This window comes from Constrictibacter sp. MBR-5 (assembly GCF_040549485.1).
Lineage (GTDB): Bacteria > Pseudomonadota > Alphaproteobacteria > JAJUGE01 > JAJUGE01 > Constrictibacter.
This window is the reverse complement of sequence record NZ_JBEPTK010000007.1, coordinates 155146-167599: the sequence shown is the minus strand read 5'-3', so window position 1 is coordinate 167599 and position 12454 is coordinate 155146. Positions and strand designations below refer to the sequence as shown.

14 protein-coding genes are annotated in these 12454 nt (G+C 70.1%); 1 reads left to right on the top strand and 13 read right to left on the bottom strand.

What is annotated here, in order from left to right:
• Nucleotides 1-134: 134 nt before the first annotated feature.
• The 5 genes from ABIE65_RS16115 to ABIE65_RS16095 all read right to left on the bottom strand — a co-directional run bounded on the left by ABIE65_RS16115 (nucleotide 135) and on the right by ABIE65_RS16095 (nucleotide 3875).
• The gene (locus ABIE65_RS16115) at nucleotides 135-716 is read right to left on the bottom strand and encodes an REP-associated tyrosine transposase (RefSeq protein WP_354079033.1); all 582 of its coding nucleotides are present in this window, start codon (nucleotides 714-716) and stop codon (nucleotides 135-137) included.
• 73 nt (nucleotides 717-789) lie between these two features.
• Entirely contained in the window at nucleotides 790-1143 is a 354-nt protein-coding gene (locus ABIE65_RS16110; RefSeq protein ID WP_354079032.1) for a RidA family protein, read from the bottom strand.
• 4 nt (nucleotides 1144-1147) lie between these two features.
• Complete coding sequence (locus tag ABIE65_RS16105) at nucleotides 1148-2386, bottom strand: acyl-CoA dehydrogenase family protein (protein ID WP_354079031.1); 1239 nt, start codon at nucleotides 2384-2386, stop codon at nucleotides 1148-1150.
• Nucleotides 2387-2481: 95 nt separating this feature from the next.
• Complete coding sequence (locus ABIE65_RS16100) at nucleotides 2482-2979, bottom strand: RNA pyrophosphohydrolase (RefSeq protein WP_354079030.1); 498 nt, start codon at nucleotides 2977-2979, stop codon at nucleotides 2482-2484.
• Nucleotides 2976-3875, bottom strand: coding sequence for a divergent polysaccharide deacetylase family protein (locus ABIE65_RS16095; RefSeq protein WP_354079029.1), 900 nt, complete (start codon nucleotides 3873-3875; stop codon nucleotides 2976-2978). The genes ABIE65_RS16100 and ABIE65_RS16095 overlap by 4 nt, the downstream gene beginning before the upstream one ends.
• Nucleotides 3876-4081: 206 nt before the next feature.
• Here ABIE65_RS16095 and ABIE65_RS16090 point away from each other — a divergent pair, with 206 nt between their 5' ends.
• On the top strand, nucleotides 4082-4240 hold the full coding sequence (locus tag ABIE65_RS16090; RefSeq protein ID WP_354079028.1) for a hypothetical protein: 159 nt from the start codon (nucleotides 4082-4084) through the stop codon (nucleotides 4238-4240).
• Nucleotides 4241-4439: 199 nt separating this feature from the next.
• Here the strand turns inward: ABIE65_RS16090 and ABIE65_RS16085 are convergent, their stop codons facing one another.
• From ABIE65_RS16085 to obgE, 8 genes are all read right to left on the bottom strand, one after another.
• Nucleotides 4440-5831 carry a S41 family peptidase gene (locus ABIE65_RS16085; protein WP_354079027.1) on the bottom strand — a complete coding sequence of 464 codons (1392 nt, stop codon included), beginning with the start codon at nucleotides 5829-5831 and terminating at the stop codon, nucleotides 4440-4442.
• 6 nt (nucleotides 5832-5837) lie between these two features.
• Entirely contained in the window at nucleotides 5838-7211 is a 1374-nt protein-coding gene (locus ABIE65_RS16080) for a murein hydrolase activator EnvC family protein (RefSeq protein ID WP_354079025.1), read from the bottom strand.
• 127 nt (nucleotides 7212-7338) lie between these two features.
• Nucleotides 7339-7797 (bottom strand): 23S rRNA (pseudouridine(1915)-N(3))-methyltransferase RlmH, encoded by a 459-nt coding sequence (gene rlmH / locus ABIE65_RS16075; protein ID WP_354079023.1) that lies wholly within the window; start codon nucleotides 7795-7797, stop codon nucleotides 7339-7341.
• A gap of 7 nt (nucleotides 7798-7804) precedes the next feature.
• Nucleotides 7805-8284 (bottom strand): ribosome silencing factor, encoded by a 480-nt coding sequence (gene rsfS / locus ABIE65_RS16070; protein ID WP_502918541.1) that lies wholly within the window; start codon nucleotides 8282-8284, stop codon nucleotides 7805-7807.
• Nucleotides 8245-8892, bottom strand: coding sequence for a nicotinate-nucleotide adenylyltransferase (locus tag ABIE65_RS16065; protein WP_354079022.1), 648 nt, complete (start codon nucleotides 8890-8892; stop codon nucleotides 8245-8247). The genes rsfS and ABIE65_RS16065 overlap by 40 nt, the downstream gene beginning before the upstream one ends.
• An 8-nt stretch (nucleotides 8893-8900) precedes the next feature.
• Nucleotides 8901-10181, bottom strand: a complete 1281-nt coding sequence (locus tag ABIE65_RS16060; protein ID WP_354079021.1) for a glutamate-5-semialdehyde dehydrogenase — start codon at nucleotides 10179-10181, stop codon at nucleotides 8901-8903.
• Complete coding sequence (gene proB / locus ABIE65_RS16055) at nucleotides 10178-11311, bottom strand: glutamate 5-kinase (protein ID WP_354079020.1); 1134 nt, start codon at nucleotides 11309-11311, stop codon at nucleotides 10178-10180. Before proB ends, ABIE65_RS16060 begins: the two co-directional genes overlap by 4 nt.
• Nucleotides 11308-12351: a GTPase ObgE gene (gene obgE, locus ABIE65_RS16050; protein ID WP_354079019.1), complete on the bottom strand. Its 1044-nt coding sequence runs from the start codon at nucleotides 12349-12351 to the stop codon at nucleotides 11308-11310. The genes proB and obgE overlap by 4 nt, the downstream gene beginning before the upstream one ends.
• Nucleotides 12352-12454 lie beyond the last annotated feature (103 nt).

Below are 12454 nucleotides of genomic sequence, written 5' to 3'. Positions count from 1 at the left end.
CTACGTCCTTTTCGCCGTCGGGTCGAAGCGGCGCGGAAGACATTTAGGCGTGGTGAGGGGGCAGCGTCCAGGCTCGAGGCGCTCCGCCTCGGAGCGCGGGCGTCTCGCCCGCACCTTGGTTCTCGCGGCGGCAATTATGGCGCCGGACGTTCGGATCGCGGGCCGCCTCTGCACCGAGCGCTGCTGAACGGCCAATCCTCGGGCTCCGCGCAAAGCCCAGCCCTGACCGGATTGTACTCGACATACGAGATCGTTGCGGCGAGGTGCTCGTCGTCTCTGACATAGCGATCGAAGTAATCAGGCTGCCAGAAGCGGCCTTCGCCGGGCGAGAACTCGCGTGCGCGTTTGGCCGTGTAGGATTTCCAGGAGTGCACGATCGATGAGAGCGTATGGCCGTCGTTCACGCGGAGCACGGCGTGGACATGGTTTGGCATGATGCTCCAGGCGAGGACGCGGTAGCGTTCCCGATCGAAATGCAGCAATGCATGCTCGACCAGACCCGCGATCTCGGGAATGCGCAGTGCACATGAACCGTAGCCGCAATCGAGCAGCTTCTCGACGTTGCGTCTTAGCTCTTGCGATGCGACGCGTCGGGAGCGGAGCGCCCGCAGGACATTCTGTGGAAGACTGTCAGCGAGCCGAAAGGTTACCGACTGGACGATGTCGGGGGCATCGAGATGCGGAAGGTACCCGCGAGAGTGCCACCCGACAGTCATCAGCCGCGGCTCACTCCAAGAAAAGACGGAAGAAGGCGGGCGGGACGCCCGCGCTCCGGGTCGCCGGTCGGCCTCATCGGGCCGCCGTCACCACGATCTCGACGAGGTCGCCTGGGGCGAGTTGGACGCCGATGCAGGCGCGTTGGGGCCAGTGGCCGGGATCGTTGCCGAGCCATTCGCACCATGCCCGATCCATCTCGCCCTTCGTGGCGATATCGGTGACGTAGACCGTCGCGGACACGAGCCGCGACTTGTCCGTGCCGGACTTGGAAAGGCATTCGTCGATGACGCCGAGGGCGCCCCGGGTCTGGTCGTAGACGGAGCCGGACTTGTCCGGCCCAGTCGCGACCGCCCACACGAGGTCGCCCCAGGCGCTGGCCTGGCTGCGGCCCCGTGCGGAACCGGGCACCCGCTCGATGGCGGGCATACGACTATTCCGCGGCGCGAGCGGCGCGGGGCGGCCAGTCGACCTGACGGCGCAGTTCCAGCTTGGCGATCTGCTGGCGGTGCACCTCGTCCGGACCGTCGGCGAAGCGCAGTGCCCGCATGCGCGACCACATGTAGCTGAGCTTGAAGGCCTGGCTCATGGCGCCGCCGCCGTGCGCCTGCATCGCGTCGTCGATGACCTTGAGGGCCATGTTCGGCGCCGCGACCTTGATCATCGCGATTTCCTGCCGGGCAGTCTTGTTGCCGGCGGTGTCCATCATCCAGGCGGCCTTCAGCGTCAGCAGGCGGCACATCTCGATGTTGATGCGGGCGTTGGCGACGCGCTCCATGAAGTTGTCGCGCTCGGCCAGGGTCTTGCCCCAGGTCACGCGCTCCGTGCCGCGCTTGCACATCATCTCCAGCGCCCGCTCGGCGACGCCGATGATGCGCATGCAGTGATGGATGCGCCCCGGGCCGAGGCGGCCCTGGGCGATCTCGAAGCCGCGGCCCTCACCGAGGAGCAGGTTCTCCTTGGGCACGCGGACGTTCTTGAACTCGACCTCGCCGTGGCCGTGCGGGGCGTCGTCGAAGCCCATCACGTTCAGCATGCGCAGGTTCGTGATGCCTGGGGTGTCGACGGGGACGACGATCATCGACTGCTGGCGGTAGGTCGGCGCCGACGGGTCGGTCTTGCCCATCAGGATCAGCACCTTGCAGCGCGGGTCGCCGATGCCGCTGGTCCACCACTTCAGGCCGTTGATGACGTAGTGGTCGCCGTCGCGCTCGATGCGGGTCTCGATGTTGGTCGCGTCGGACGAGGCGACGCGCGGCTCGGTCATCGCGAAGGCCGAACGGATCTCGCCGTTCAGCAGCGGCTCCAGCCACTTCTTCTTCAGCTCCGGGCTGGCGTAGCGCTCGAACACCTCCATGTTGCCGGTGTCCGGCGCCGAGCAGTTGAACGCCTCGGACGCCCAGTGGACGCGGCCCATGATCTCGCAGAGGGGCGCGTACTCCATGTTGGTCAGGCCGGCGCCGCTCGCGCTCTCCGGCAGGAAGAAGTTCCAGAGGCCCTCGGCCTTGGCCTTCTGCTTCACCTCTTCCAGGATCGGCACGACCTTCCAGCGGTTTCCACCCTCGTCGAGCTGCTGATAGTAGAGCTCTTCGTTGGGGTAGACGTACCGGTTCATGAAGTCTTCGACGCGGGCCTTCAGCTCCTTGGTCCGCTCCGAGTACTCGAATTCCATGTCTCGCTCCCTCCATCCGTCAGGGAATGGTTCTGTCATCCATTGGTACGGACAGCCTAGCGGTTTCGGGCGGCTTTGTCGCCTCCCCGCCGAGGTCAGCGCGGCGCGGCTCCCCGGATCAGCGGCGCGAACTCGTCGACCACCTCCAGATAGACATCGCGCTTGAACGGCACGATCAGGTCGACGAGCCGGTCGAGAGCCACCCACTGCCAAGCGTCGAACTCCACATGGGGCGTCGCGGTCAGGTCGATGTCCGCATCCTGGCCGGTGAAGCGCAGCGCGAACCATTTCTGCGCCTGGCCGCGATAGCGGCCGCCCCATACGCGGCGCGCGAGCGAGGCCGGCAGTTCGTAATGCCGCCATAGGTCGCTCTCCGCGATGATCTCCGCCTTCCCCGTACCGATCTCCTCCTGCATTTCGCGGAGGACCGCGGTTCGCGGTTCCTCGCCGGGATCGATGCCGCCCTGCGGCATCTGCCATGCGTCCTGGGTGTCCAGGCGCCGCCCGACGAAAACCTCGCCGTTCGCATTGAGCAGCAGCAGCCCGACGCAGGGACGATAGCCGGGCAGGATGTGCGGGTGTCCGACGGTCATGGCCGTGCCTTCCGGGCAGAGGCCGGAGCGGGGGTGGCGTCGGGGGCGGCGTTGGGGGCCGGCTGGCTCGGCTTGTCCCCGCCGACCATGGCAGACAGCGGTGCGAGTTCGAAGCCGCGGTCGGCGAGCGTGGCCGCCCAGGCGGCGATCGCATCGATCGTGACCGGATAGGGGCGCCCAAGGGCGATGGCGCTGCCGCGACGGCGCGCGATCTCCTCCACCTCGGCCAGCCGCCGGTCGACGGCCGCGCGTGACGGTACAGGGTCGATGATCCGGTCGACTGCCGCGAACGGCACGCCGAGTTCGGCCGTGACGCGCGCCGCGATGGCGGGATTGGTCGCGGAAGCGTCGAACAGAAGCAGGCCGCGGTCGCGCAGCGGGGCGACGATCGTGCGCACGGCGCTCTCCGTCGACAGGAACGCGCCGCCCATATAGGTCGCGATCCCGACATAAGCGGAGCCCCGCGACAGATGCCATTCCAGCGCGTCGATCATGGCGTCCGGGGCGGCCGCCGTGGTGAGCGCGCGCGGGCCGGGATCGTCGGTCTTCGCGGCGGGTTCCATGGGGACGGCGATCAGGACCTCATGGCCATCGGCCCTGGCGCGCTGCAGCCAGACGGCAGCGGCGTCGGCGTAGGACAGGAACGCCAGCGACACTTCCGGCGGCAGCGAATTCACCGCCTTGCCCGTCGCCGCGGTGCTGAGGCCAAGGTCGCTGAGGACTACGGCGATCCGTGCCTTCTCTGCGTTCGGTGCGAAGGGGCGGGCATAGACCTGCCAAGGCTTCCGGCCGAGCGGCCCGATCACGGGGAGCGGACCGCTCGGACCGTCCTCCACGAGCCTCGGATCGACGCCCTGGAAGCCGGTCGTCGCCGCTGTGGCGGCGTCCGGGGACACCGGCTCAGCCCGCGGCTCCTGCCTGGGCTCCTTTTGGGGTGGCGGTTCCGCGGGCACCGGCGGAGCCGCGGCCTCCGCGGGGGTGGCGCCGGGGGGCTCGGCGGGCGGTTCGGGCACCGCAACAGGTTCGGGCGCGGGGGCGGGCTCTGGTGCGGGCGCCGGTTCGGGGGGCGTCGGCGGCGCCTGTGCCGCCGGAGGCTCCACGGGTGCCACGACCGGCTTTTCTCCGGCAGGCGCCGGCTCGGCCGGTGCCGCTGCGGCCGGGGGCGCTGCCGGTGCTGTCGCTTCTGCCGGTACTGGCGGTGCCTCCGCCGGCGGTGCCTCCGCGGGTACTGGCGCAGGGGCAGCCGGGCGGTCCGGAATGACCAGCGTCAGCGTCGGAGCGTCGGTTCGATCGGGCTCTTCCCCCAACTCCACCCACGCCACGACACCGGCCAGGACGGCGAGGGTCGCGGCCCACGCGGCGAAGAGTGGCGCGCGCCTCATCGCTTCGGCCGGGCGGGGCGACGGCGGGACTGCCCGGGATATGCCGGCTCCGAACGGCCGCTGGGCACCATCCGCTCCCTACTTCGTGATCCGCTTCTGGTACAGCGAGATGCCGCGCAGCAGGTCGAAGGCGCGCGCCAGCTGATAGTCCTGCGGTCCGCCCTGAAGGACCGGCGGGATCGCCTCGACCTCTTCGTCTTCCATCTCGGAGCCCGGCTGGCCTCCCGGCTGGGACTGAGGCTGAGGCTGGGGCTGGGGCGTGACGGCCGGTGCGGCGGGTGCTTGCGGCGCCGGGCCGGACGTCGGCTCGGCACGTTCGGCGTCGTTGCGCAGGGCACCCCGCAGGTCGGCCTCGCGCCGGCGACCCTCGACGGTCAACGGCTCGATGCGCGCCTGCTCGATGATGATGTCCGGCTCGATGCCCTTCGCCTGGATCGAGCGTCCCGACGGGGTGTAGTAGCGCGCCGTCGTCAAGCGGATCGCACCGTGCCCCGGGATGGGAACGATGGTCTGCACCGAGCCTTTGCCGAACGACTGGGTGCCGACGACCAGCGCGCGCTGATGATCCTGCAGGGCGCCTGCGACGATTTCGGATGCCGACGCCGAGCCGCCGTTGATCAGCACGACGATCGGCAGATCTGCGGCGATGTCTCCGGAATTCGCGTTGTAGCGCTGCACGTCCTCTTTCCGCCGGCCGCGCGTTGAGACGATCTCGCCCTTGTCCAGGAAGTCGTCGGACACGGCGACCGCCTGGTCCAGGAGGCCGCCCGGGTTGTTGCGCAGATCGAGCAGCACGCCGTGCAGCTTGTCGCCCATCTCCTCCTTCAGCCGCTTCATGGCGTTGCGCAGGCCTTCGTCGGTCTGCTCGCTGAACGAGGTGATGCGGATGTAGCCGATATCCTTTTCAACGCGCGAGCGCACCGACTGGATGCGGATGACGTCGCGGGTGAGGGTCACGTCGAAGGGTGCCTCCTCGCCGCGCCGGATCGTGACCTTCAGCGTGGTCTTCGGCGCGCCGCGCATCTTTTCGACGGCATCGGCGAGGGTCATGCCCTGGACGGACTCGCCGTCGAGGTGCGTGATCAGGTCGCCGGGCTGCAGGCCAGCGCGGAAGGCGGGCGTATCGTCGATGGGGGAGACGACCTTGACGTAGCCGTTCTCCATCGTGACCTCGATGCCGAGGCCGCCGAACTCGCCTTTCGTCTGCACCTGCATGTCGCGAAAATTCTTCGCGTTCAGGTAGCTGGAATGCGGGTCGAGCGCCGTCAGCATGCCGTTGATCGCGGATTCGACGAGTTGTTCGTCGGTCACCGGCTCGACATAGTCGGAGCGCACCCGCTCGAACACGTCGCCGAACAGGTTGAGCTGGCGGTAGGTCTCCGAGCCCTTGTTCTGGGCGCTCACGTCGACCGCGGTTGCGCAACCGACCGTGACGGCCACCGTGGCCGCCAGCATCATTCGTCCGATCATGCCCTGCTATTCCCTCTGCGCCGCCAGCATGGGCAGCGGATTGGTAGGCTGCCCGTTGCGGCGCAGCTCGACATAGAGGTGGGGGTTCCCTCTTTCGGATGCACCCATGACACCGACGGGCTCCCCGGCGATCACCCGCTGGCCCGGGCGCGCATCGATTCGCGCGAAGCCCATCAGCACCGAATGATACCCGTCGCCATGGTCGATGATCAAGAGTCGGCCATAGCCGCGGAAATCTCCCGCATAGGCTACGGTGCCCTCGCGTGGCGCCACCACCTGCGCATCGCCGCGTGTCTCCAGTACGACACCGCGATCCCGCGGCGGCGGTGCATCGCCGTAGCCCATGACGATCCTGCCGCGGGCCGGGGGGGCCGTCCGCGACGAGCCGCGCGGTACCACCGGTGGTGGGGGCTGCGACTCGCGCAACTCGGCGGGGCGCGGTGGCGGCGTCATCGCGACCGGTGGCGGCGCGTTCCGCCGGCGCGCCTCTTCCTCCGCGCGCCGCTGTTCTTCGGCGAGCCGGCGCTGTTCCGCGGCCCGCCGTCGTGCCGCCTCGGCACGCTGGCGCTCCGCTTCGACCCGGCGGCGCTCCTCCTCCGCGCGTCGTTCCGCTTCCAGCCGCTTGATCAGGTCGCGCAGGTCGTCGGCTTCCTTGCCCATGCTGTCGAGCCGGGCGACGACATCCTGGCGCTCGGCCGCCGCGCGATCGCGGAGGACGGCGGTTCGTTCCGCCAGTCGGGCCAGTTCGGCGCGTTCGCTTCGCAGCGCTGCCAGCTGGTTGGCCAGCGCCGTGCGCTCGCGCCTGCCCTCTTCGCGGAGGGCGGCGAGCGTCGCAAGCCGGTCGCGCAGCTCGACGGCCTGCCGCTCCAGGGGCGGGACCACCGCGCCGAGCAGCATCGCCGTCCGCACGGTATCGACCGGGCTGGTCGGCATGGCGATCATCGCCTCGGGCGGCCGGCGCGCGAGGCGTTGCAGCGCGGCCAAGGTCACCGCCATGCGGTCGCGTCCGTCATTCAGGCTCTGTTCCGCCGCTGCGGTCTCGCGCCGGAGATCGCGCAGGCGAAGCTCCGTCGCGGAGGCTGCCGCTTCCTGATCCTGCACGCGCCGGGCGACTTCGACCGACTGCGCGCGCAGCGCCTCCACCTCCTGAGCGTGTCTGGCCGCTTCTGCGTCCAGGCGTTCCCTGCGTTCCCGCGCGAGGTCGATGGCGCGGTCGATCGACCGTATCTCGCTCTTCGCCCGATCCTCGTCGCGGACCTGCGCGTCCGCGTCAGCGAGCGGCAAGGCAACCGTGGCCGCGACCACGGCCACCATCGCCCCGCACAGTCGGGCGGAGCGGGCGCTGCTGTAGCGGTGGGCGACCGGAACGGTTGGCAACATGCGCGTGGCGGGCTTTCGGGCCGCGGGACCGGCCTTCAACCTATCATGCGATCGCTTGCCCGCAGCAACTTTGCGGCCCTGCGATCATGTAGAATCGGCAATGTCGGGCGGCCTTGCGGCGCCCGCTTTAGGCGCGATGATAGGGGTGGCCGGCCAGGATCGTCGTCGCCCGATAGAGCTGCTCCGCCAGCATGGCGCGAGCCAGCAGATGGGGCCAGGTCATTGCGCCGAACGAGAGGGTCAGGTCCGCCGCCGCACGCACCGGCGCGTCATGGCCGTCGGCGCCGCCGATCAGGAACGCCGCCTGCGGGACCCCCTCGTCGCGCCAGCCGCCGAGGAGGGCGGCGAAGGTCGCGCTGTCGAGGCTGCGGCCCGTTTCGTCGAGCGCCACCACCCGCGATCCCTTGGGCACCGCCGCCAGGAGCAGTTCACCCTCGCGCGCCTTCAGCCGGGGCGGCGGCAGGGCCTGTCTCACCTCGACCTCGCGCAGGTCGAGGGGCCACGTCATCCGGCGGGCGTACTCGTCGTAAAGAGCTCCTGCAGCGCTGCCGCGGGCGCGGCCGACGGCGGCAACCAACAGGCGCAACGGCGGTTCAGCTCGCGTTCGAGCGGCTCGGCGCCGCTTCCGCCAGCTCGACGCCCCACATCTTCTCCAGGTTGTAGAAGGCGCGGACCTCGGGGCGGAACAGGTGGACGATCACGTCGCCTGCGTCGATCAGCACCCAGTCGCCGGCCGGCAGCCCCTCGATCGCCGGCGCACGGCCGATCAGCGGCTTCAGGTCCTCGGCCAGATGCTCGGCCATCGCGGCGACGTGGCGCTGCGCCCGACCGGACGCGACCACCATCTGATCGCAGATCGACGATTTGCCGCGGAGATCGATCACCACGACATCCTGCGCTTGGTCGTCGTCCAGGCGCTGCAGCGTGAGATCCAGGATGCTGCCCTTTTCGGCGCCGTAGTCCTTCGCCTCGGGGCGGTCCTGGGCATCGGGGTGGGCGGCGTGGAGCCGTCCGGCGGTCGCGTCGGAGCCGATTATGACCGTGATCCTCCTGCAGTGGCGGGCGGCCAGCACGAAAGCCGCGCGCGTATGTCCGTCGCCGATGTGTTGTCATGGGGTATGGGAATGAACGTCCAAGCCGGCGGAACGCGCCCGGCCAGATCGCCGGCACCTGAAAGCGGGACCCGGTCCTGCCGGAACCTGTGCGCCACCTTGCCTGCCATTGCCCTGGAGAAGTAGGTAGGCCGGGCGAAGACCGCAACGGGGACCATCCGGAAGAGTTGCGGCCAGCGGCTCCAGCGCGGCATCTGGATCATGATGTCGGCGCCCATCAGCCAGACGAAGTCGATGCCCGGAAAGCGTCGCCGCAGCGCCAGGACGGTGTCGACCGTATAGCGGGTGCCGAAGTGGCGCTCCAGATCCGTCACCCGGATGCGCGGATGCGCCGCCACCCGCCCGGCGCGCTGCATACGCGCGGAAAGAGAGGCCATGCCGTCGGCGGCCTTCAGCGGATTCTGCGGCGAGACGAGCCACCAGACCTCGTCCAGGCGAAGCCGCCGCAGAGCCTCGAGACTGACGTGGCGATGACCGCGATGTGCGGGATTGAACGAGCCGCCGAGCAGGCCGATCCGGCCTGTCGCGCGATGGCCGACCACGCCGGAGAGGCGCGCCGGCCGCTGCATCGAGGTGGCTATGGCCGGACCTGCCCGTCGCCGCGGACGACGTATTTATAGCTGGTCAGCTGCTCGGCGCCGACCGGGCCGCGGGCGTGGAAGCGGTCGGTGGAGATGCCGATCTCGGCACCCATGCCGAACTCGCCGCCGTCGGCGAACTGGGTCGAGGCATTGTGCAGCACGATGGCGCTGTCCACCCGATCGAGGAACCGCCGGGCGGCGTCCGCGTCCTCGCTCAGGATCGCATCGGTATGATGCGAACCGTAGCGGTTGATGTGGTCGATCGCGGCGTCGAGGCCGTCGACGACGCGCGCCGACACGATCGCGTCGAGATACTCTGTCGACCAGTCGCTGTCCGCCGCGGGCAGGACGCGCGGATCCACGTCGCGCACCGCCGCGTCGCCGCGCACCTCGCAGCCCCCATCGAGCAGGTCGCGGATCACGGGAGGCATGTGGGTCGATGCCGCCGCCCGGTCGAAGAGCAGCGTCTCGACCGCGCCGCAGACGCCGGTGCGCCGCAGCTTCGCGTTCAGCACGATGCGGCGCACCTCCTCCAGGTCGGCGGTGGCGTCGACATAGATGTGCACCAGGCCTTCGAGATGGCCGATGACCGGCACCTTCGCCTCGTTCATCACGCGTTCGATCAGCGAGCGCCCGCCGCGCGGCACGATCACGTCGACGAGGCCGCGCAGTCCGAGGAGCGCGCCGACGGCCGCCCGGTCGCGGGTCGGCACCAGTTGGATACAGTCCTCCGGCAGGCCGGCGGCGCGCAGTCCCTCGTGCAGGCAGTCTGCGATGGCGCGCGAACTGTGGAAGCTCTCGGATCCGCCGCGCAGGATGGCGGCGTTGCCGGACTTCAGGCAGAGCCCGCCGGCGTCGGCCGTTACGTTCGGGCGGGATTCGTAGATGATGCCGATCACGCCGAGCGGCACGCGCACGCGCGCGATCCGCAGCCCGTTCGGGCGGGTCCATTCCGCGATCGTCTGGCCGATCGGGTCGGGCAGGGCGGCGACCTCCTCCAGGCCGCGCGCGATGCCCTCGATGCGGCCTTCGTCCAGCCGGAGCCGGTCGGACATCGATGCCGACAGGTCGCGCGCCTCGGCGAGGTCGCGGGCGTTGGCGGCGAGAATCTCCGGCGCGCGTGCGCGAATGGCGGCGGCGGCGGCATGCAGTGCCGAATCCTTCGCCGCGGACGGCGCCAGTGCCAGGACCGACGCGGCGGCGCGGGCGCGCTCGCCGATGCGGCGCATTGTCGTGCCGACGTCGTCGGTCTCAGCGAGCGGCATCGCCAGGGTCATGACAGCACCAGGTCGTCTCGATGGATCATCTCGTCGCGGCCACGGTAGCCGAGCCGGTCGGCGATTTCATGGCTTTTGTGCCCGGCGATCAGGCGCGCATCGTCCGATGAATAGGCACAGAGACCGCGTGCCAGTTCCCGGCCCGCCGCATCCTTCACCAGCACCGCGTCGCCGCGCTGGAATACGCCGTCGACGGTCACCACGCCGGCGGGAAGCAGGCTGCGCCCGTCGCGCAGGGCACGCGCCGCGCCCTCGTCGATCGTCACCACGCCGCGGGTACGCAGGCTTCCGGCGATCCACTCCTTGCGGGCGGTGCGGGGCGTCGCGGACGGCAGGAACCAGGTGCAGCGCTCGCCGGATTCGATGGCCGCCAGCGGCGCCTCGCGTCGGCCGTTGGCGATGACCATGCGGCAGCCGGCGCCCATGCTGATGCGCGCCGCAGCGAGCTTGGTCACCATGCCGCCGCTGCCGAAACCGGACCCGGGTGCGCCGGCCATCGCCTCGATCTCGGGCGTAAGGGCGTGGATTTCCGGCAGGAACCGCGCCTGCGGGTCGTGGCGCGGGTCGGCGGTATAGAGCCCGTCGATGTCGGAGAGCAGGACGAGGGCCTCGGCACTAACCATCGCCGCGACGCGCGCGGCGAGGCGGTCGTTGTCGCCGAACCGGATCTCCTCGGTCGCCACCGTGTCGTTCTCGTTGATCACCGGCACGGCGTGCAGGCGGACCAGGGCGTTGAGCGTGTTGCGGGCGTTCAGATACCGCCGGCGCTGCTCGGTATCGCCGAGCGTCACCAGCACCTGGGCGACGGTGATTCCGTGGCGTGCCAGCGTCTCCTGCCAAGCGTGGGCGAGGCGGATCTGGCCTGTCGCGGCGGCGGCCTGGGACTCCTCCAGCCGCAGCGGTCCGTCGGGCAGGCGAAGCTGCCTGCGCCCGAGGGCGATCGCGCCGGACGATACGATGATGACCTCCTGCCCGCGGGCGGCACAGCGCGCCACGTCGTCGCCGACGGCGTCGAGCCAGCTGCGCCGGAGCTGCCCGCTCGCCTCGTCGACGAGCAGTGAGGAGCCGATCTTCACCACCAGCCGGCGCGCCGCGGCGAGCGGACTGTCGGCGATGGCCGCGGCACTCATGGCTGGTAGGGCGCGGCGGGCGCGTCTGCGCCGTCCTCGGCGCGGGAACCCTGAATGGCGGCGTACAGCGCCGAGAGCAGGTCGCGGACGTTCTGCCCGGAGGCGCCGGAGATCGTCCAGACGGCACCCGGTGCGATCTCCGCCGCCTCGGCGAGTGCCGCGCGCCGCTCCTCGATGTCGTCCGGCGTTAGCGCGTCGCACTTGTTCAGGGCGACGATCTCCGGCTTTTCGGCCAGCGTCTCGCCATAGGCCTCGATCTCGCCGCGCACGATGCGGTAGCTCTCGGCCGGATCCTCGGATGTCCCGTCGATCAGGTGCAGGAGCACTCGGCAGCGTTCCACATGGCCGAGGAAGCGATCGCCGAGGCCGGCACCTTCATGCGCGCCTTCGATCAGCCCCGGTATGTCGGCGAGCACGAATTCGGCGTCGTGCACGTTGACCACGCCCAGGCCGGGCGTCAGGGTCGTGAAGGGATAGTCGGCGATCTTCGGCTTCGCCCGGCTGACGGCGGCGAGGAAGGTCGACTTGCCGGCGTTGGGCAGGCCGACGAGACCGGCGTCGGCGACCAGCTTCAGGCGCAGCCAGAGCCAGCGCTCCTCGCCGGGCCATCCCGGGCCGGCGCGGCGCGGCGCCTGGTTCGTCGAGGACTTGAAGTGGACGTTGCCGAAGCCGCCGTCGCCGCCCTTGGCCAGCATGATCCGCTGGCCGGGTTCGGTCATGTCGGCGAGCACCGTCTCGCGGTCCTCGTCCAGGATCTCGGTGCCCGGTGGAACGCGCAGCACGACATCGCTGCCGGCGGCTCCGCTCTTCTGCCGCCCGGCGCCGCCATGGCCGCGCCCGGCGCGGAAATGCTGCTGGTAGCGGTAGTCGATCAGGGTGTTCAGGTTCGGCACGCACTCGACATACACGCTGCCGCCGCGGCCGCCGTCGCCGCCGTCCGGCCCACCGAACTCGATGAACTTCTCGCGCCGGAAGCTGACGGAACCGCCGCCGCCGTCGCCGCTGCGGATCCAGATCTTGGCTTCGTCGAGGAAGCGCATGTCAGTCTCGGATCCTGGTTCGAAGGGCCGCTGGCGAAATGCGGAACGGTGAACCGTTCCTGCCCCAGAACGACGAAGGGGGAATGGCGAGCCATTCCCCCGG

Bases quoted from the DNA above. Each gene is read 5' to 3' on its own strand.
- ABIE65_RS16100 (WP_354079030.1), bottom strand. From the start codon at position 2,979: ATGACCGTCGGACACCCGCACATCCTGCCCGGCTATCGTCCCTGCGTC.
- ABIE65_RS16105 (WP_354079031.1), bottom strand. From the start codon at position 2,386: ATGGAATTCGAGTACTCGGAGCGGACCAAGGAGCTGAAGGCCCGCGTC.
- ABIE65_RS16080 (WP_354079025.1), bottom strand. From the start codon at position 7,211: ATGTTGCCAACCGTTCCGGTCGCCCACCGCTACAGCAGCGCCCGCTCC.
- ABIE65_RS16060 (WP_354079021.1), bottom strand. From the start codon at position 10,181: ATGACCCTGGCGATGCCGCTCGCTGAGACCGACGACGTCGGCACGACA.
- ABIE65_RS16065 (WP_354079022.1), bottom strand. From the start codon at position 8,892: ATGCAGCGGCCGGCGCGCCTCTCCGGCGTGGTCGGCCATCGCGCGACA.
- obgE (WP_354079019.1), bottom strand. From the start codon at position 12,351: ATGCGCTTCCTCGACGAAGCCAAGATCTGGATCCGCAGCGGCGACGGC.
- ABIE65_RS16110 (WP_354079032.1), bottom strand. From the start codon at position 1,143: ATGCCCGCCATCGAGCGGGTGCCCGGTTCCGCACGGGGCCGCAGCCAG.
- ABIE65_RS16115 (WP_354079033.1), bottom strand. From the start codon at position 716: ATGACTGTCGGGTGGCACTCTCGCGGGTACCTTCCGCATCTCGATGCC.
- proB (WP_354079020.1), bottom strand. From the start codon at position 11,311: ATGAGTGCCGCGGCCATCGCCGACAGTCCGCTCGCCGCGGCGCGCCGG.
- ABIE65_RS16085 (WP_354079027.1), bottom strand. From the start codon at position 5,831: ATGATCGGACGAATGATGCTGGCGGCCACGGTGGCCGTCACGGTCGGT.